Annotated in this window: 24 protein-coding genes; 18 read left to right on the top strand and 6 right to left on the bottom strand. The window is 42.1% G+C overall.

The genetic code is table 11. The annotated features are described in order from the left end of the window. Positions 1 to 50 precede the first annotated feature (50 nt). Positions 51 to 323 carry a non-specific DNA-binding protein Hbs gene (hbs, locus tag FFM66_RS01725; protein WP_048604521.1) on the top strand — a complete coding sequence of 91 codons (273 nt, stop codon included), beginning with the start codon at positions 51 to 53 and terminating at the stop codon, positions 321 to 323. Positions 324 to 377: 54 nt separating this feature from the next. Here hbs and FFM66_RS01720 read toward each other — a convergent pair whose 3' ends face one another. After that, positions 378 to 923, bottom strand: coding sequence for a biotin transporter BioY (locus FFM66_RS01720; protein WP_048604520.1), 546 nt, complete (start codon positions 921 to 923; stop codon positions 378 to 380). A 161-nt stretch (positions 924 to 1084) separates the two neighbouring features. On the opposite strand from FFM66_RS01720, the gene FFM66_RS01715 reads away from it, so the two are divergent. Next, positions 1085 to 1297, top strand: coding sequence for a hypothetical protein (locus tag FFM66_RS01715; protein WP_137604850.1), 213 nt, complete (start codon positions 1085 to 1087; stop codon positions 1295 to 1297). A gap of 21 nt (positions 1298 to 1318) precedes the next feature. Further along, entirely contained in the window at positions 1319 to 1702 is a 384-nt protein-coding gene (locus tag FFM66_RS01710) for a hypothetical protein (RefSeq protein ID WP_137604849.1), read from the top strand. Between the two features lie 69 nt (positions 1703 to 1771). On the opposite strand, the gene FFM66_RS01705 is transcribed toward FFM66_RS01710, so the two are convergent. Together FFM66_RS01705 and rpsD are read right to left on the bottom strand one after the other, a co-directional pair. Next, entirely contained in the window at positions 1772 to 2215 is a 444-nt protein-coding gene (locus FFM66_RS01705) for a DUF2798 domain-containing protein (protein WP_048604517.1), read from the bottom strand. Positions 2216 to 2373: 158 nt separating this feature from the next. Continuing rightward, positions 2374 to 2979 carry a 30S ribosomal protein S4 gene (gene rpsD, locus FFM66_RS01700; RefSeq protein WP_048604516.1) on the bottom strand — a complete coding sequence of 202 codons (606 nt, stop codon included), beginning with the start codon at positions 2977 to 2979 and terminating at the stop codon, positions 2374 to 2376. 253 nt (positions 2980 to 3232) lie between these two features. Between rpsD and FFM66_RS01695 the strand changes: the two genes are divergently transcribed. The 5 genes from FFM66_RS01695 (at position 3233) to pepT (ending at position 7185) form a co-directional block, all read left to right on the top strand. Further along, positions 3233 to 3871 (top strand): DNA alkylation repair protein, encoded by a 639-nt coding sequence (locus FFM66_RS01695; RefSeq protein WP_137604848.1) that lies wholly within the window; start codon positions 3233 to 3235, stop codon positions 3869 to 3871. Positions 3872 to 3899: 28 nt separating this feature from the next. Beyond that, positions 3900 to 4676 (top strand): Cof-type HAD-IIB family hydrolase, encoded by a 777-nt coding sequence (locus tag FFM66_RS01690; protein WP_137604847.1) that lies wholly within the window; start codon positions 3900 to 3902, stop codon positions 4674 to 4676. A gap of 33 nt (positions 4677 to 4709) precedes the next feature. Beyond that, entirely contained in the window at positions 4710 to 5351 is a 642-nt protein-coding gene (locus FFM66_RS01685; RefSeq protein WP_137604846.1) for a hypothetical protein, read from the top strand. A gap of 114 nt (positions 5352 to 5465) precedes the next feature. Continuing rightward, positions 5466 to 5888, top strand: coding sequence for a methylglyoxal synthase (gene mgsA / locus FFM66_RS01680; RefSeq protein WP_048604512.1), 423 nt, complete (start codon positions 5466 to 5468; stop codon positions 5886 to 5888). 73 nt (positions 5889 to 5961) lie between these two features. Then, positions 5962 to 7185 (top strand): peptidase T, encoded by a 1224-nt coding sequence (gene pepT / locus FFM66_RS01675; RefSeq protein WP_137604845.1) that lies wholly within the window; start codon positions 5962 to 5964, stop codon positions 7183 to 7185. Positions 7186 to 7226: 41 nt separating this feature from the next. Here pepT and FFM66_RS11305 read toward each other — a convergent pair whose 3' ends face one another. After that, positions 7227 to 7388: a hypothetical protein gene (locus FFM66_RS11305; protein WP_171000772.1), complete on the bottom strand. Its 162-nt coding sequence runs from the start codon at positions 7386 to 7388 to the stop codon at positions 7227 to 7229. Between the two features lie 114 nt (positions 7389 to 7502). Then, entirely contained in the window at positions 7503 to 8024 is a 522-nt protein-coding gene (gene lepB, locus FFM66_RS01670) for a signal peptidase I (protein ID WP_137604844.1), read from the bottom strand. Between the two features lie 156 nt (positions 8025 to 8180). Here lepB and FFM66_RS01665 point away from each other — a divergent pair, with 156 nt between their 5' ends. From FFM66_RS01665 to msrB, 6 genes are read left to right on the top strand one after another with little or no spacing between them, the layout of a single operon-like run. Beyond that, entirely contained in the window at positions 8181 to 8978 is a 798-nt protein-coding gene (locus tag FFM66_RS01665) for a TIGR00282 family metallophosphoesterase (protein ID WP_137604843.1), read from the top strand. Between the two features lie 18 nt (positions 8979 to 8996). Further along, positions 8997 to 9383, top strand: coding sequence for a YlbF family regulator (locus FFM66_RS01660; protein ID WP_137604842.1), 387 nt, complete (start codon positions 8997 to 8999; stop codon positions 9381 to 9383). Next, positions 9367 to 11919, top strand: a complete 2553-nt coding sequence (gene mutS / locus FFM66_RS01655) for a DNA mismatch repair protein MutS (RefSeq protein ID WP_137604841.1) — start codon at positions 9367 to 9369, stop codon at positions 11917 to 11919. Before FFM66_RS01660 ends, mutS begins: the two co-directional genes overlap by 17 nt. Positions 11920 to 11934: 15 nt before the next feature. Then, the gene (gene mutL, locus FFM66_RS01650; RefSeq protein ID WP_137604840.1) at positions 11935 to 13947 is read left to right on the top strand and encodes a DNA mismatch repair endonuclease MutL; all 2013 of its coding nucleotides are present in this window, start codon (positions 11935 to 11937) and stop codon (positions 13945 to 13947) included. Positions 13948 to 13950: 3 nt separating this feature from the next. Next, positions 13951 to 14505, top strand: coding sequence for a Maf family protein (locus FFM66_RS01645; protein WP_048604505.1), 555 nt, complete (start codon positions 13951 to 13953; stop codon positions 14503 to 14505). A 28-nt stretch (positions 14506 to 14533) separates the two neighbouring features. After that, a complete protein-coding gene (gene msrB / locus FFM66_RS01640; RefSeq protein WP_137604839.1) occupies positions 14534 to 14971 on the top strand; it encodes a peptide-methionine (R)-S-oxide reductase MsrB in 438 nt (145 codons plus the stop codon). 128 nt (positions 14972 to 15099) lie between these two features. On the opposite strand, the gene FFM66_RS01635 is transcribed toward msrB, so the two are convergent. Beyond that, positions 15100 to 15987, bottom strand: a complete 888-nt coding sequence (locus FFM66_RS01635; protein ID WP_137604838.1) for a LysR family transcriptional regulator — start codon at positions 15985 to 15987, stop codon at positions 15100 to 15102. Positions 15988 to 16108: 121 nt separating this feature from the next. On the opposite strand from FFM66_RS01635, the gene FFM66_RS01630 reads away from it, so the two are divergent. The 4 genes from FFM66_RS01630 to ruvB all read left to right on the top strand — a co-directional run bounded on the left by FFM66_RS01630 (position 16109) and on the right by ruvB (position 19324). Next, positions 16109 to 16672: a DapH/DapD/GlmU-related protein gene (locus tag FFM66_RS01630; protein ID WP_048604502.1), complete on the top strand. Its 564-nt coding sequence runs from the start codon at positions 16109 to 16111 to the stop codon at positions 16670 to 16672. Between the two features lie 73 nt (positions 16673 to 16745). Beyond that, entirely contained in the window at positions 16746 to 17492 is a 747-nt protein-coding gene (locus FFM66_RS01625; protein ID WP_137604837.1) for an SDR family oxidoreductase, read from the top strand. A 221-nt stretch (positions 17493 to 17713) separates the two neighbouring features. Continuing rightward, the gene (ruvA, locus tag FFM66_RS01620; RefSeq protein WP_048604500.1) at positions 17714 to 18304 is read left to right on the top strand and encodes a Holliday junction branch migration protein RuvA; all 591 of its coding nucleotides are present in this window, start codon (positions 17714 to 17716) and stop codon (positions 18302 to 18304) included. A 12-nt stretch (positions 18305 to 18316) separates the two neighbouring features. Continuing rightward, a complete protein-coding gene (gene ruvB, locus FFM66_RS01615; RefSeq protein WP_048604499.1) occupies positions 18317 to 19324 on the top strand; it encodes a Holliday junction branch migration DNA helicase RuvB in 1008 nt (335 codons plus the stop codon). Positions 19325 to 19334 lie beyond the last annotated feature (10 nt).

The following is a 19334-nucleotide window of genomic DNA, read 5'->3' as shown; positions in this document are numbered from 1 at the left end:
GAGTTGCTAATGCACTTCAAAAAGTTATTTTCAATCAGGAGGAAAGTTACATGAATAAAGCAGATTTAATCGCAGCAGTAGCAGAAAAATCCGGATTAACGAAAAAAGACGCGACCGCCGCTGTAGGAGCTGTTCTTGAAACAGTTGAAACTTCTTTAAAAAACGGTGAAAGTGTTCAAATCATGGGATTTGGAACGTTTGAAGTACGTGACCGTGCCGCAAGAAAAGGCCGTAATCCACAAACTGGGGAAGAAATCACCATTCCAGCTTCAAAAAATCCAGCTTTCAAACCAGGCAAACAATTAAAAGAATCAGTGAACTAAAAACAAGAACCTGAAACCTAGCGGACGCAAAAACGTCTTTAGTTTCAGGTTTTTTTATTTATTCAAACGAAGCAAATAGCTGCTTAAACGGTTGTGGATCATGATGCCGATTCCCCCGGCTGCTACAGCTTTGATCACTCCCGGCAGTAAGAAAGGCACCATTCCGGCATTAAATGCTCCCAGCCAATTCATTTCTGTACTGAGCTTTAACCAGAGGGTACCAAAAAGCAGAGTGACGAAAGCCCCAAGAATATTTCCCAAGAAGCCCCCAAGGTAGGAATAGTGCATTTTTTCCACGAGCCATCCTGTCAGCAAACCGTTAAAAATAAAGCCAATCAAAAACCCTCCCGTGGGTCCAAACAGCACACCGATTCCGGCAGTTCCTCCCGCAAAAACCGGCAAGCCCAAAAGTCCCAATAGTAAATAAATCAACACTGCCCAGGTTCCGTTTTTTGCGCCTAAAATTGTCACGGTCAACCCCACAGCAAATGTTTGCAGGGTCATGGGAATCAGACCGAATGGAATCGTTATTGGCGATAATGCTGCGATAATGCCCGCAAAAATTGCGGCAGTGAGTTGTTCCCGTAAAGTGAATTGCATAAGTAATCCTTCTTTCGTTAACTTTTATTTTTTAGTTAGTTGACGTTCGTTAACGAAATTATATTATTTGGTTTACGAAATGTAAAGTTTTTTTCGTGTTTTTTGTAAAAATCGGTAAAAGGCTTTTTTTTTTGGATGCTTTGGTTAAGAAATTTTTGAAGATGTACCCAAGAAAAACCAAAAGCGTTGTTCTCGGCTGTACCCACTATCCATTTTTAGCGCCGGAAATCAAACAGTATTTTTCTGATGAAGTGATAATCCACAAGGGGTATCAAGGGGTGGGAAGTCATTTGGAAACTATTTTACGGGAGAGTAATCAGCACCAGAAAGACCCTATCATTTTTGGTCTGACGGCTTTCTTGCTATACTTTTAGTAAGAGATGGAGCAGAGAGGGGTGGGGAAGTTGCTTTTGCTGTATCGTTTGCTTTTGTTTGTCAATACGGGGATCAGCGGTTTTTTCTTATTTGATTCCTCAATAAAAATGGCGCAACCGTCAACCTTTAGTGAAAGAGCGTATCAGATTCAAATCTTGTTGCTGGTGGTGATGCTCTGCTTGTTTGTGGCAGGTACAATCATGAAAAAAGCACTTTCCTCCCGGGTCCTTTGGGGGATCGCCTATGTGGTGCTTTCCTTTTGGACGACGGAGATTATTTTTCACTGGTGGCATTATCCGGAATTTTGGCAATCTTCGTTGGTCCAGACAGTATTTTTTATCGCTGAGGTGCTGGTTTTTGCGGTTCTATGCAAAAATGATTTTAAAAAAAATTTTCTGTTGTAACCGTTGAGAAATCTATGTAAAGATGCCGTTTTGGCAGTGTCTGGTCAAAGAGACCAAACACTAAAAAAATTAAGCCGTTTGTATTTGTTGCAAGACTTTACGGGAAATTGGTCCGACGATAAGTAATTGTAGCGGCAGTGCAACAATGACATTCATTTTCCAGGCGGTCAAGTATTGGCTGAAAAGCTGTTCGTTGAGTCCGTTTTCCATTAAAATTCCGAATAAAGACATACAAGTGACCATGCCTAAAATCATCAAGGTAGAAATCGTCAGGATTAAAATCAGCTTTTTTTCAGGATTAATCGGTAAAGAAAAAGCGATTTTTTTCGCCAGTCCACCGACAACGAAAACATCCAAAATAAAAGCGACGATAAAACCGGGAATCAAGCCGATAAGTAGCTCCGTTAGTGTCAATGAATCATGCAGCCAAAGATTATAGATACTCATTCCTAAAACCATGAGAAAGCACATCATCGTGGTAAAAATAATTCCTTCTTTTTTGTTTGTTGGCAAGTAAATTCCTCCTTCAATTTTTGTTGCGAAGGTTAGCCTAACATATTTTAGCGTTTCTCGTAAGTTTTTTTTGAAAAAATGCGATGAAAATTTTCTGTTCTTTATTTCAAGACAAAAAAAGAGCAGCCTCGAGAGGTTGCTCTTTTTTGAAAAGACGCTTATCTGTTGTAGAATTCAACGACAAGGGCTTCATCGATGTCTGGGTACATTTCGTCGCGTTCTGGTAAACGAGTCAATGAACCTTCTAATTTTTCATCATCAAAGCTGATAAACGCTGGACGTCCAACGATTGCTTCAACAGCATCTTTGATTGTTGAGATATTTTTTGATTTTTCACGAACGGAGATCACTTGACCCACTTCAACGTGGTATGAAGGGATATCCACACGTTTGCCGTCAACTAAGATATGACCATGGTTGACTAATTGACGTGCTTGACGACGAGTTGTTGCAAGACCTAGACGGTAAACAATATTGTCTAAACGTTGTTCTAGGTAGATCATGAAGTTAACACCGTGTTTTCCTTCTTTGACCTTGCTTGCTTTAACGAACAAGTTGTTGAATTGGCGTTCGTTCATTCCGTACATATGACGAAGTTTTTGTTTTTCAGCTAATTGCAAGCCGTATTCAGATTTTTTGCCACGGCTGTTTGGTCCGTGTTGACCTGGTGCGTAAGGGCGACGTGCTAGTTCTTTACCAGTTCCTGACAAAGAGATACCTAGACGACGGGATATTTTCCATGATGGTCCAGTATAACGAGACATTAAAGATTCCTCCAATAAAATAGTTTTGGAGTAAAATAATCCGATGAAAAATTCATATTCGTGCAGTCCGTTCTTCAATCTTCACCTTTGCAGCCGCGGTTACACAATTGAACCATTCTGGCAACGAACTGGTGACGAGTTATTATCTTTCTGCTGCATTATTTTACACAAATGGTAGTATACTTTATTTAGACAGCTTATGTCAAGGAAGGCAGCGGAAAAACGCTGGAAAATAAGCAATGGAGGAATGAGCATGGAGCAAGTAATCTTTCCGAAAAATGAAGAAAATGCTATAGCAATGGCACAATATATGAAAAACCGATTTTCTTTTGCCGGTGTACCAAAACCGCAACGGGCATTCCTGCAAAAATCGCTTCTAACTGCCAGCAAAAATTGGTCGGTAGAGGACGTTTTGGTGGAGATCACGACCTATTATCAAAAAGAGAAACGGGAATACCAGTATTTGGCAATCGATTTGGCACAAAAAAATGTCCGTCGATTTTCCTTTGAGGAATTGGAAAAACTGCTTGTTTTGACTGCGCAAAAGGAATGGTGGGACAGTATCGATTCCTGGCGAAAATTTTTTGGTACCTGGATCTTGCAGCATCCGGAAAAACTGGAAGCGGTTTTCTTACTGTTTGATCAGCAACCAGACTTTTGGCTGCGGCGAATCGCTATCACATTGCAGTTGCAATTCAAGGAAAAAACTGACCGAGAGCTGTTGAAAAAAGCCATTGAGTATGATATGAATACAGAAGAGTTCTTTATTCAAAAAGCCATTGGATGGGCATTAAGAGAGTACAGCAAAACGAATCCTGAATGGGTCCGACAGGTGCTTTTGAACCAGCACTTCAGCAAGTTGGCGACTCGAGAAGCTAGTAAGTATCTATAGAATAAGAAAGTGAGACGACACAACCCTTATGAAACGAAAACTTTTTGCTTTTGATATTGATGGGACCCTTCTTGACAATGAGAAGCAACCGCTGGACAGCACGATGGAAGCACTGGAAGAACTGCGAAAAGCCGGGCATTTGGTGACAATAGCCACTGGTAGAAGTCGGTTTCACGCTAAAGATGTGATTCGCGATCTTGGATTTACCAATTATGTTTTATGTAACGGTGCCGCCGCTTTTTTGGATCATCAACAAATTTATAAGAATCTTTTAGACCGTTCTGAATTGGATCAATTCGTAGAAGAAGCCAATCAATTGGCAATCGATACAGCCTTTATCAGTATGGATGTTGCGAAACGTTCTACATCAATTAATGTAGAGGTCATGGACGAAGCGATGAAATCCTTTGGGGCGACATTACCGGAATTGGATCAATTATTCGTAGAAGATCAAGAGGTTTATCAAGCACTGGCTTTTTATAGCCGACAATATGAAGGTTATTTTGATCAAAAATATCAAAAATTACGCTTCATTCGTTGGCATGAAAATTGTGTTGATGTTGTGCCGAAAAACGGTTCAAAAGCGGCAACGATTTTAAATGTTGCTAATCGTCTAGGGATTGATAGAGAAGATGTTGTCGCATTCGGTGATGGATTAAACGACCGGGAAATGTTGCGGGAATCCGGCTTAGGGATTGCGATGGGCAATGCCACTGCAGAAGTGCAGGCAGAAGCGGATTTTGTCACGGCATCAAATGAACAAGACGGTATTTGGAAAGCACTGAAAGAATTACATTTGCTATAAACTACCCCGTTAAGTTTTGAGAGGAGCTGTTTCATGGATTTTGTAAAAGAGGACTTTGACTATTATCGTCGTTCCATTCAACTGATGTACCAAGGATATTATCGGTTGCGTTTGAGTTTGCTGGCAGTTTGCGGACTGTTGTTGGCTGTCTATTCAGCAATCACAAGAGATAGCTTGTTGATAAATGGTTTTTTGTTGCTGATACTCATCGCTTTATTCGTTTATCTGGTACTTCAAAGCCGTAAATTCGATGAAATCTACGACGCTTTTTTAAGAAAAAATCAACCGGCTCAAATTTATCAGTTGGTGGAGGATGAATACAGCTACACCGCAAAAGAAACCGGACAAGGGGAAGTGCACATCAAGAAAGCTAAAGTTCGCAATTTTCCTTCCAGAAACAAACAGTTCACGCTGATGGTGGGCTTTGAAAAAGCATTTTTCTCCTCCCAACCACTACAAATGGTTTATTATGACATGTTGGAATTAACCTACGAAGAAAGTTTTCGTTTAAAACGAAACGGCTACAGTCGGTTTCCCCGTTTCTTGCGGCGTTTTTCTTTGGCAAATATCAAAGGATCAATCACCGATTTGTTTCGTTTTATTTTTGGGAATATTTTCTTATTGTTTTTAGTCTATCGCCTGATTCGCTATTTGCTTGCACTGTTACGGATGTGACGAAAGCAAACTTGCGAAAAGGAAGTTGTAAAAGCGTAGTCGGATAATAATCTGGCTAGGCTTTTTTTGTTGTGTGTGATACCGTTAAGAAAAAGAAAGAGCGGAGGAAACGAGATGAAGATTGCATTGATTGCCCATGACCGCAAAAAGGACATGATGGTCAAGCTGACGACAGCATATCGGGAAATTTTAGTGAAGCATGAATTGTTTGCCACGGGAACGACCGGAAAACGAATTGAAGAGGCAACCGGCTTGCCGGTTCATCGCTTCAAATCTGGTCCATTGGGAGGAGATCAGCAGATTGGCGCGATGATTTCAGAAGATGCACTGGACATGGTGATTTTTTTGCGGGACCCATTAGCGGCACAACCCCACGAACCAGATGTGACGGCACTGATCCGCCTGTCGGATGTGTATGAAATTCCCTTGGCTACGAATATTGGCACCGCAGAAATTTTATTACGGGGACTAGATGCTGGTTTTGCTGATTTTCGCGACATTGTACACGAGCTGGAAGAAAAGCCGATTTCTTTTTGAAAAAGGAGTCGTCTTCCACGCATATGGTGATTATTTTAATTTTAGAAACGCATTTTTAGAATAGGGTGAAAATATGTCAGAATTATTAACCGATTTTTTACGTTATGCCAAAATCAATACTCGTTCCGATGAAACCTCAACTACGATTCCTACGACGCCTGGTCAAGTTGATCTAGCATTGCTGTTGAAGGATCAATTACTCGACTTGGGGTTGGAACAGGTTGCCTATCACCCGAAGAATAGTTTTACCATCGGGGTTTTGAGAGGTGATCCGAAAAAAACAGCGGTAGGTTTTATTGCCCATGTGGACACCGCAGATTTTTCTGCGGAAAATAGTCAACCGCAAGTCCATGAAAATTATGATGGGCAGGATGTTGTCCTGAATGAGGGCAAGCAGATTGTGTTATCGGTCACGGAATTTCCTAATTTGTTGGATTATGTAGGAGAAACGTTGATCACAACTGACGGCACGACTCTTTTAGGAGCAGATGATAAAGCCGGGATCGCCGAAATCATTGACGGAATTCGATTGTTAAAACAGGTTCCAGCTGCTGAAAGAGGTGATGTCTGGGTGGCATTCGGTCCAGATGAAGAAATCGGTCGAGGAGCAGATTTGTTTGATCCTGACGATTTTCCGGTGGCGTTTGCCTATACTTTAGACAGTGGACGCGTAGGGCATTTTGAATATGAAACCTTCAATGCGGCAAAAATCGAAATTTTTATTGATGGCACGAGTGTTCATCCCGGAACAGCCTACCAGCAAATGGTCAATGCCATCAAAATTGGGGAGCAAATCGATCAACAACTGCCTCAAGCAGAAGTTCCGGAAAAAACACGGGAATATCAGGGCTTTTATTTGCTGAATAAATTTATCGGGGATATCAGTCATGCAGAGCTCCACTATATTATTCGGGACCATGATCGGGAAAAATTTGAAGCCCGCAAGCAAAGAATTTTGCAAATCATTACCGAACTTAATAAAGAATTGCAGCAGGAACGGATCAGCTACCGTTTGTTTGACCAATACTACAACATGCGGGAAATTATTGATCAAGATCCCCGCAGTGTCACCTATGCCAAACAAGCGATGGAAAATTTAAAAATTCCCATCAAGATCACTCCTTTTCGCGGGGGGACAGACGGCTCGAAAATTTCCTATAAAGGAATCCCAACACCGAACTTATTTACTGGGGGCGAAAATTTCCATGGGCAATATGAGTTCATTACCTTGGAAGCTATGGAAAAAGCCCGAGATACGATTGTTGAAATCGTTCGTCTGGCGAGCGGAGGGAAATAAAAAGCAGGCAGAAAAGGAAGATTCCTTTCTGCCTGCCATTTTTATTTTTTGACAGTCGACTCTTTGACAAATTTAAAATGCAGCGTTTTTCGCTCCGGCATGTTTTCTTTGTGCTCCTGCACTGCGGCCTTCACGATTTTTTCGCGTTTCTTTTTGTATTCGTTGATGCGACGTGCCAAAACTTCCTCGTTACTTTTTTTCATGAAGAATCCCTCCAGTTAGTTCTGATAATGCTTACAATGTTATTCTATCATGCTTTTATAACGAAGAAAACCTCTTTGTTTGTGATGAAATACACGATTGTGAATAATTCCGTGTTATTCTATCCCGCCAAAACGATCCAACGGCCACAAAACGATTCGAGCGACACCTTCAATCTCCTCCTTAGAAATTGCGCCAATGTAACGGCTATCAGTAGAATTGGTTCGATTGTCGCCTAAAACGAAATAACTGTCCGCGGGAACTTCAAAAACAAAGTCCTCGGTAAATGTTTCACGAGTGGTTAAAACTTCTTCACTTAATTTTGGATCAAGGTATTCTTCGGTGTATTTTTTCCCGTCAATTACCAGCTGATCTTTTTGAATTTCCACCGTTTCTCCCGGCAGACCGATTACTCGCTTGATATAATTCCGATCCTCATTTGGTGCATCGAAAACCACAATGTCGAATCGTTGGATATTGTCAGTATTTTTGGACATCAACAAGCGTTCATTATTGACTAGTGTCGGCAGCATAGATTTTCCTTGGACGATAATTGGAGTAATGATATAGTGACGGATCAATAGAATAGCGACAACAAATAATGCAAGCAATCCGATTCTTTTCAAAAATCGCGCCATAAGCCTCCTCCTTTTCGTTTGTTAATTTTATTCTAACCAAAATTCAATAAACTAGATAGCAAAGTGTCTTTTCCTTTGAAAAAGGAGGCGGGCTTTTTTTTCCACCCAAAAACAACTATAATAAGGAAAGATGTCAAAAAGAGAAGAGGAAAAATTGTGCGGGTATTGTTTATTGGGGATGTTGTCGGTGCTCTTGGCCGCAAAACCATTACAGAATATGTACCAAAATTAAAAAAGAAATACCGTCCACAAGTCACGATCTGCAATGGAGAAAATGCAGCTTCTGGTCGGGGAATCACCGGAAAAATCTATAAAAAATTTTTACAAGATGGAATCGATGTCGTCACGATGGGAAACCATACGTGGGACAATCGGGATATTTTTGAATTTATCGGAGAAGCGAAAAAAATGATTCGGCCAGCCAATTTTCCTGAAGAAGTACCGGGAATGGGGATGGTTTTTGTCAAGGTCAATCAAGTAGAGCTTGCGGTGATCAACCTGCAGGCACGAACCTTTATGGTGGCGTTGGATGATCCCTTTAGAAAAATCGATGAGCTGTTGGCAATGGCACGGGAACGAACATCCTTGATTTTTGTTGATTTCCACGGGGAAACAACAAGTGAAAAACAAGCGATGAGTTGGTATCTTGATGGACGTGTTTCAGCCGTCGTCGGAACCCATACCCATGTGCAAACCAATGATGCTCGAATTTTACCGCAAGGAACCGCCTATTTGACAGATGCAGGCATGACAGGTCCTTATGATGGTATCTTAGGCATGAAACGAGAACCCGTGATTGAACGATTTTTGACGACGTTGCCTCAGCGGTTTGAAGTAGTGGAAAGCGGTCGAACCATTTTATCCGGTTGCCTGATTGATATTGATGAAAGAACAGGCAAAGCAACTGCAATCCATACGATTCAAATCAGTGACGATCGACCATTTGACGAATAAGCGAATAGGATGAAAGCCATGGATGCATTAGAACGGGAACCAGAAGTAAAAGCAGCCCTTGAACAGTTAACAGAATTACTAGCTGCTCACGAAACAATCCGATCTTTCAAGCGGATCAAAGAAAAAATCGAAAAAAATCAGCATTTGCAAGAGTTGGAAGAAAAAATTAAAACCGCACAAAAAGAGGCCGTCAATTTTGCTCATTATGGAAAACCAGAAGCAGAAAAAGCTGCTATTGCTGCGGCAAATCGCTACACAGCAGAGTTTGAGGAACAGCCGCTAGTGATTGCTTATCGGGAAAAATTGTTGGAAGCCAACGATTTGCTGCATTTTGTGACGGATTCGTTGCAAAGACAAGTAAATGAAACAATTGAGGAGGAAAAACCGAATGCCTCAAAAGACTAAAAATACGCCTATGATGGAACAATATTTGGCAATCAAGGCACAGTACCAGGATGCATTCCTTTTTTACCGCTTAGGGGATTTTTATGAAATGTTTTACGAGGATGCTATCAAAGCCGCACAAATTTTGGAATTGACTTTGACCAGCCGCAACCGTAATGCCGACGACCCTATTCCCATGTGCGGAGTTCCTTACCATGCTGCCCAAGGATACGTGGATACGTTGATCGAACAAGGCTATAAAGTCGCAATCTGTGAACAAGTCGAAGATCCCAAAACGGCTAAAGGGATGGTTAAGCGAGAAGTCATTCAATTGGTGACCCCCGGAACCGTTATGGAAAGCAAGGGGCTTTCGGCTAAGGACAATAATTTTTTGACGGCGCTGACCTTTACCGGTAAAGACTACGGATTTGCTTATGTGGATTTGAGTACCGGGGAACTAAAAGCCACCGTTTTAAAAGATGAAGAAGCCATCATTAATGAAGCTTCTGCGCTGCAAACCAAAGAAATCGTTTTTGGCAGTGAAATTTCAGATGAGCTGAAAAAACAATTGAAGGATCGATTGAACGTGGTTTTCTCCACGCAGGAAACCATTGAGGAAAATGCAGAATTTCAATTTTTGACCAGTGAACTGACTAATTCAGTGGAAAAAGAAGTGGCGGGAAAACTGCTGTGCTATTTATCCATCACTCAAAAGCGTAGTTTGGCACATTTGCAAAAAGCTGTGGACTATCAACCAGATCATTTTTTGAAGATGGATTATTATTCGAAATTTAATTTAGAACTGAGCCAATCAATTCGTACCGGAAAAAAACACGGCACTTTATTGTGGCTGTTGGATGAAACCAAGACGGCAATGGGGGGACGTTTGCTGAAACAATGGTTGGATCGACCCTTGATTCAAAAACAAGCAATCCTTGCCCGACAAGCAATGGTCGCTTCTCTGCTGAATAGTTATTTTGAACGGGCTGACCTGCAGGAAAATTTGACCAAGGTTTATGATTTGGAGCGTTTAGCTGGACGTGTGGCCTTTGGAAACGTCAACGGGCGGGATTTGATCCAATTAAAAACCTCTTTGCTGCAAGTTCCGCTGATTCGCGAATTGCTGACTGGAATCAATCAAGGGGAATGGAATGACCTGCTGGTAGATTTGGAACCGATGGAAGATCTGGTCCAATTGATTGAAGATGCCATCAATGAAGAGGCACCGTTGCAGATTACAGAAGGCAATGTTATCAAGGACGGGTTCAATGAAACGCTTGACCAATACCGTTTAGCGATGAAAAACGGCAAACAATGGTTGGCGGAATTAGAAGCCAAAGAACGAGCAGAAACCGGCATCCGTAATTTGAAGGTCGGCTTCAATCGGGTGTTTGGGTATTATATCGAGATCACGAAGGCCAATTTAGGCAATTTAGCAGAAGGCCGCTATGAACGAAAGCAAACTTTGGCAAATGCCGAACGTTTTATCACACCGGAACTGAAAAAATTGGAAACGCAAATTTTAGAGGCCGAAGAAAAATCAGTTGATTTGGAGTATCAATTATTCTTAGAGGTGCGGGAACAAATCAAGCAGGCTATCGAACGACTGCAAACCTTGGCAAAATCCCTCAGTGCGGTGGATGTTCTACAAAGTTTTGCGATGATCGCCGAACGCTACCAATATGTACAACCGACTTTTGGCAAAGAGCTGAAAATTTTAGAAGGTCGCCATCCCGTTGTGGAAAAAGTTTTGGGGCATCAAGAATACATCCCAAATTCCATCACGATGGATCAAGAAACCCTGATTTTACTGATTACCGGTCCAAATATGTCAGGGAAAAGCACCTATATGCGGCAATTGGCATTGACTGTCATCATGGCGCAAATGGGGTGTTTCGTCCCCGCAGAAACGGCAAAGTTACCGATTTTTGACCGGATTTTTACCCGCATTGGCGCCAGTGATGATTTAATCGCTGGACAAAGTACTTTTATGGTGGAGATGATGGAGGCCAATCAAGCTTTGCGTCATGCAACACCCAACAGTTTAATTTTATTTGATGAATTGGGACGGGGAACAGCAACCTATGATGGTATGGCGTTGGCGCAAGCCATTATTGAATATATCCATAAAGAAGTGAAAGCCAAGACCTTATTCTCTACTCATTATCATGAATTGACGGTTCTGGATGAAGCCTTGCCTCAACTGCGCAACATCCATGTGGGAGCAGTTGAAAAAGATGGCGATGTGGTTTTCCTTCATAAAATGATGGAAGGACCTGCGGATAAAAGTTATGGTATCCACGTGGCAAAAATTGCCGGATTGCCGACAAACTTGCTGGAACGAGCTGCAACAATCTTAAAGGGATTAGAAGCAGATACACCAGCTGTCCTGCAAGCTCCTCCTGCTGTCACTGAAGAAATCGAGCAGATGTCCTTATTCAGCGAAGTTTCTACCAGTGAATTAGGTGTGATTGATACGGTGAAAAAATTGAATTTATTAGAAATGACCCCAATGGAAGCATTGAATACATTGTACGAGTTGCAGAAACGGATTTAGAAAGAAGGCGTATCTATGGGAAAAATCCAAGAATTATCTGAACGTCTTGCCAATCAGATTGCTGCAGGGGAAGTGGTGGAGCGCCCCGCATCGGTGGTTAAAGAATTAGTGGAAAATGCGCTAGATGCCGGCAGTACCCAAATTGATATTCTAATTGAAGAAGCAGGTCTGCGTAAAATTCAGGTGACAGATAACGGTGAAGGAATCGCTGATGATGATGTGGTGAATGCATTTAAACGACATGCCACCAGCAAAATCCACAATCGGGATGATTTATTCCGGATACGAACACTGGGTTTTCGTGGCGAAGCCTTGCCAAGTATTGCTTCCGTATCCGAAGTGACCGTCGAAACAGCGGTGCAAGGAACGGAACAAGGAACCTTGCTGAAATTAAAAGGCGGTGCTGTTGAATCCCATACTCCTTCTGCTTTGCGGCAAGGAACCAAGATTACTGTGGAAAACTTATTTTTTAATACGCCAGCGCGTTTGAAATATGTTAAAACGGTTCAAACGGAATTGGCGAATATTGGGGATATCGTCAATCGGTTGGCACTGAGCCACCCCTCTGTTGCATTTCGTTTGGTTCACGATGGTAATAAAATGTTGGCGACTGCCGGCAATGGCGATCTGAAACAGACCTTGGCGGGAATTTACGGCATTACTACGGCTAAAAAAATGTTGAAAATCCAAGCAGAAGATTTAGATTTTAAAATCGAAGGCTATGTTTCATTACCGGAAGTTACCCGGTCCAGTCGGAATTATTTGTCAACAATTATCAATGGCCGGTATATCAAAAATTTTGCACTGAACAAAGCCATCGTCGCAGGTTATGGCTCAAAATTAATGATTGGTCGTTTTCCTTTAGCAGTGATCGAGATCACGATGGACCCGCTATTGGTAGATGTCAATGTGCACCCAACCAAGCAGGAGGTCCGTTTATCAAAGGAAAAAGAATTGACAGAATTATTGAGCAAAGCCATCAATAATGCCTTGCGGGAAGAAAATCTAATCCCCAATGCAGCTGACAATTTAAGTTTTAAAAAGAAACAGACTCCTCAAGAAAAAACGGAACAGTTGGCGATGGATTTTGCTGAACCAAGAAACACTAAAGGTTTGTCTTACGATGCCGCCAGTGGAAAATTTTTTGTGGAGGAAAGTTATCAACAGACTGTGGAAAACCCTGTGGATAATCTTGTGGATATTGGTGGAAAACCAACACCAGTTTTTTCACAGGAATCTAAAAAGGATGAATTTGTGCCGTTGGAGTCAGACGAGGTCACAGAAAAACCAAATGCTGCCAATGTCGTATCGGACTTCTCCGAGGAAGAGATTCGGCTGCATCCGGAATTTGATTTGGCCAATAAAGAATGTGAAACTTTGTTAGATAAAGTATTGGCTTCAGATGATCGTCCCACAGAACGTTTTCCACAATTGGATTATTTTGGTCAGATGCATGGAACCTATTTGTTTGCCCAAAGTGAGCAGGGATTGTACATCATCGACCAGCATGCGGCGCAAGAACGGATCAAATACGAATATTATCGGGAAAAAATTGGGGATGTCACCAATGATTTGCAGGAATTGCTGGTGCCTTTTGTTTTAGATTACCCCAACAGTGATGCGCTAAAGCTGAAGGAAAAAGCTGAACTGTTGGAAAATGTGGGGATTTATTTAGAAGAATTCGGCGCCAACAGCTTCATTGTTCGAGCTCATCCTGTATGGTATCCGAAAGGACAAGAAGAAGCGATTATTCGTGAAATGATCGATATGTTGCTGGTAACCGGCAGTGTCAGTGTCAAAAAATTCCGAGAAGCAACTGCAATCATGATGAGCTGTAAGCGATCCATCAAGGCCAATCATCATTTGAACGAGGCTCAAGCCCGCGTGTTGCTGCAGGATTTAGCGACCTGTGAAAATCCCTTTAACTGTCCCCATGGACGCCCGGTACTGATTCACTTCACTAACAGCGACATGGAAAAAATGTTTAAACGAATCCAAGATCCTCATAAAACGAAGGAGACGATGTAAAAAATGGCGATTATTTTAGCGTCGCAATCACCACGGCGAAAACAATTGCTTGCCCATATTGTCGATAATTTTACGGTTGAACCTGCCGACATTGACGAAACAGTTCACGAAAAGGATCAGCCGGAAGAATACGTCATGCGAATGGCAAAAACCAAAGCAAAAACCGTTGCAAAACAGCATGAGAATGATTTAGTGATTGCATGTGACACCATCGTAGTGGCCGGTGGGAAAATTTTAGGAAAACCCAAATCTCGGGAAGAAGCATTTGAGATGCTCAGTCTGATGAGCGGTCAAATGCATCATGTATATACGGCGGTGGTTTTGCGTAAAGGTCGGCAAATGCTCACCAAATTGGTTCCTGCCAAAGTTCTCTTTTTTGACTTGACGGATGCAGAGATTAATCAGTATCTCGATGAAGGAGATTACGTGGATAAAGCTGGTGCATATGGAATCCAAGGAAAAGCCGGGATGTTTGTAAAAAAGGTGGATGGCGATTACTATAGTATTGTGGGCTTTCCTGTAGGCGCAATTTATCAGATGATGAAGGAAATTAAGTAGGTTTGCTTCCACTAAAGGAGGATTTCCAATGGCAGAATATTCAAAAGAAGAATTGAAAAAGCAACTTTCACCAATGGCTTATGCAGTTACGCAAGAAAGCGCAACGGAACAGCCATTCACGGGAAAATACGATAATTTTTATGAAAAAGGCATTTACGTGGATATTATCAGCGGCAAACCGTTGTTTTCTTCTACCGAAAAATTTGATGCCGGCTGTGGCTGGCCTTCTTTCAGCAAGCCGATTCTTCGAAAAGAAATCAAAGAGAAAGCCGGCTTTTCTCATGGAATGCACCGAGTTGAGGTTCGTAGTGATGAAGCGGATGCGCATTTAGGACATGTTTTTTCAGATGGACCGGAAGAAAAAGGCGGCTTGCGCTACTGCATCAACTCCGCCGCTTTGCGCTTTGTTCCGTTAGAGGAAATGGATCAACAAGGCTATAGTGAATACAAAGAATATGTGGAATAATAGGAAATAAAGCCCGCTTTTGAAAAGGGGCTTTATTTTTTTTGCTGACGATTGTTGAGCAGTAATCAAGCCAATCTTTCATTTCTAAAAAGTTTGACCGTGATGGAGAAATAAAAGTTCTCCGCTAATTATACGTCAGTGTGTTGAATATTTTTTTGAATCGTTTCTAGAAATAGTTTGCTGACGTTGGGCAAGCTTCGGCTTTTACTCCAAATCAGAATATTGGGATCAGTTAATTGAGGTTCCAAAGGACGAAAGACGAGTCCGCTCTGTTGGGAGGCTTCGACTAAATTTTCATAGGTCAATGCCATGCAGGCACCGGTTTTAATCAACAAACTAGCGTTGAAAATCAGATTGTAGGTACCGATAAAATTAAACTGATCAAATAGTTCGTTGCTCCATTCTTTAAAAATCCCCCGCTGCTTTGCCTGCGCAGAAACAATTAAGGGGCGACCAATAAGATCAGCGGGAGAAATGGTTGAATGACGGGCAAGCGGTTCATCAGCCCGCATTAAGAGACCCCAACGATTTTCCTCAGGTAGAGTGAGAAAGTTATAGTTATCCAACTGTCGCCGTCCCATGATGACTCCAAATTCTAAAATACCACTATCTAATTGCGGTTCTATCAGGCTGGCATCTCCACTTCTTAGATTGATATGAATTTGGGGATATTTGTGAATGATCTGCTGAATTGTCTGCATGATGTAGGTCATGGCATGACTTTCACCAGAACCGATATCCAACGTTCCGCTAATGATGTCTTGCTTTTGTAAATTATATGTTGTCTTGTCAAACAAACGAATAATTTCTTGTGCACGTTCTAGTAGATAATAACCTTCTTGAGTCAAGTTTACTTGGCGATGGCTCCGTTCAAACAGCTTAACATTTAATTCAGTTTCCAAATCGATAATTTGGCGGGATAAAGCTGGCTGTGACACATGCAGGGACTGTGCTGCGTGGGAAAAATTTTGTTCTTGTGCAATGGCGACAAAATAGCGAAGAACACGAATATCCATGGAACCACTCCTTTTTTCCATAACTAATTATTATAGTGATTAATACATTATAAGTATTTAACATTAGTATAATTTCCCAGTATACTGTAGTCAATCAATAAATAAGAGATGAGGGAAGTCAATGAAGTCAAAGATGGACTTGGGGACTGCGGCGTATGATCAGGTTGAAGAAATCAACGAAATTAATCAACCGTTACTTCAACAATTAAATACCGGTACCCACGACCAAGCAGAGATTCGTGAGCGAATCAGCAAAATTACCAATGAGACGATTGATGGAACAACTGAAATTCGTTTGCCATTTTGGTCGGATTTTGGTCGCAATTTACACATTGGGAAGCATGTTTTCATTAATAGCCATTCAATGTTCACCGATTTAGGCGGTATTTTTATTGGCGATCATGTGTTGATTGGACCGAATGTTACGATCGCCTCTGTCAATCATCGAATAGAACCGGCAGAACGGCGGCATTTGGAATTGCAATCAGTGTATATCCATGAGAATGCATGGTTGGGGGCAAATGTCACAGTGACTCCAGGGGTGACGATCGGAGAGAATGCAATCGTCGCAGCCGGGGCAGTAGTGACGAACGATGTACCAGCAAATACGATTGTGGGTGGCGTTCCAGCCAGATTTATCAAAGGTATCAACTCTAATTATAAAGAACAACAGCCTTCCCAGTAATGTGACAACAAAAGTGTGACACGTTTTTGGTACTAGGCAAAATAATCATAGGTTCGAGAAAGGAATGTTTATTATGGCAATTCAAGACAAAGTAGTAGTAATCACAGGCGCATCATCAGGAATCGGAGAAGCAACGGCAAAATTATTGGCAAGCAAAGGAGCAAAAATTGTTCTGGGCGCTCGTCGTGAGGAAAAATTGCAAAAAATCGTTGAGGAAATCAAACAAGCAGGTGGCGAAGCTGTCTTTCGGGTCACCGACGTAACCAAACCAGCAGATAATGAAGCATTAGTCAATCTTGCAAAAGAAGCCTTTGGAAAAATTGATGTTATCTTTTTGAATGCCGGCTTGATGCCAAACTCACCGTTATCTGAATTGAAGACGGACGAATGGGATCAAATGGTGGACGTGAATATCAAAGGTGTTTTGAACGGGATCGCCGCTGTTTTACCAACCTTCAAAGGGCAAAAATCTGGGCATGTAATCACCACTTCTTCGGTTGCCGGGTTAAAAGCCTATCCTGGTGGCGCAGTTTACGGTGCCACAAAATGGGCTGTTCGAGATTTGATGGAAGTTTTGCGCATGGAATCAGCACAAGAAGGCAGCTATATCCGTACGGCAACGATTTATCCAGCCGCAATAAAAACGGAATTGTTAACGACGATCACCGATAAGGAAACAGAAAAAGGCATGTCCTCTCTTTATGAAACCTATCAAATTGGACCAGAAAGCGTTGCAAATATTGTTGCTTTTGCAATTGACCAACCAGAAGACACAAACGTTAATGAGTTCACCGTTGGACCTACCGATCAACCTTGGTAAAATGGGGCAACCAATTCCTTTGTTTCAAAAAGTTAGTAAGCACAAGTCAAAAAGTTCGGAGAATTTTGCTGATTCTCCGAACTTTTTGTCGGCTCAGCTTAAAAAATTTTCCGCTGATTTAGCTAAACTAGGCAGAGAAAGAGCCAATCATTTCTCTGCCTTTTTTGTCGATGGAAACTGTGATACAATAAGGGGAACATATGTACAGAAAGGGTTAGGACATGTACGAATATATCATTGGACTTGTAACGGCGATCAATCCAGCTTATCTTGTATTGGAAACGCAGGGCATCGGCTATCAAATCGCATTGGGAAATCCCTATCGTTACAGCAGCAAAATGAATCAAGAAGTAAAAATTTATGTCCATCAAGTGATTCGGGAAGATGCACATCTACTTTATGGTTTTGGCAAATTAGAAGAAAAACAATTATTTTTGCGCCTAATCAGCGTTTCTGGAATCGGACCGAAAAGTGCTTTGGCCATCATGGCAAATGAAGAGCACGATGGCATGATCGCAGCCATTGAATCTGGTGATGCCACGTATTTGACGAAGTTTCCCGGTGTTGGTAAAAAAACAGCGCAACAAATGATTTTGGATTTGAAGGGGAAATTGGGCGAATTGGCAGGAGAATTGCCGGCAATGCCGATTTTATCCGAGAATCAAGCCTTGGAAGAAGCTATGGCAGCTTTGTCTGCTTTGGGTTACAGTGAGAAAGAAACCAAGCGGGTAGAAAAATTATTGCCTGTTGATCCGCAAAAAACAACCGATGAATATTTGCGGGAAGCGCTAAAATTAATGATGAAAAAATAGGAGGAACGGTCAATGACAGACGAACGGATCGTTTCGCCGGAAACGACAGAGACGGAAGAAATCCTCGAAAAATCGTTGCGACCACAATACCTTTCACAGTATATCGGTCAGGATAAGGTTAAAGAAGAGCTGCGTATTTATATTGAAGCGGCGAAAAATCGTGAAGAATCCCTCGACCATGTGCTACTTTATGGACCACCGGGATTAGGAAAAACCACGATGGCCATGGTGATTGCTAACGAAATGGGTGTTAATATCCGTACCACCAGCGGACCGGCTGTTGAAAAACCGGGAGATTTGGTGGCGATTTTAAATGAATTGGAACCGGGGGATTTATTGTTCATTGATGAAATCCATCGTTTGCCGCGAGTTGCAGAAGAAATGCTGTATTCGGCGATGGAGGATTTTTATGTGGATATCATGGTTGGACAGGGAACCACGGCTCACCCGGTTCATTTTCCTTTGCCACCCTTTACACTTGTGGGGGCGACGACCCGTGCCGGGATGCTTTCAGCGCCATTACGGGATCGCTTTGGGATTATTAGTCACATGGAATATTATCAAGAGCAGGATCTGCGGGAAATCGTGTTGCGTTCGGCGGATATTTTTCAAACAGAAATTGTTACGGAAGGTGCAATCGAAATCGCACGACGATCAAGGGGAACCCCGCGAATCGCCAACCGTTTGTTGAAGCGGGTTCGGGATTTTGCTCAAGTACAGGCCGATGGAGTGATTGACCGCTTGATTGCCGATCGGGCGTTGAGCTTACTGCAGGTGGATAAAGCCGGCTTGGATTATGTTGATCAAAAATTGATCAAAACGATGATCGAAATTTATGGCGGCGGACCAGTGGGATTAAGCACCCTGTCTGTCAATATTGGGGAAGAAACGGAAACGGTCGAGGACATGTACGAACCCTATCTGATTCAAAAGGGATTTTTAAAGCGTACTCCCCGTGGACGAATTGCCACTCATCTTGCCTATGAACATTTTGGCTATTCATATCAAATTTCAGATTGAGGAAGAGGCT

The sequence above is a fragment of the Enterococcus songbeiensis genome, from assembly GCF_005405265.1.
GTDB lineage: Bacteria > Bacillota > Bacilli > Lactobacillales > Enterococcaceae > Enterococcus_C > Enterococcus_C songbeiensis.
Note: the sequence above shows the minus strand (reverse complement) of the source record. Positions and strands in the feature narration are given on the sequence as shown.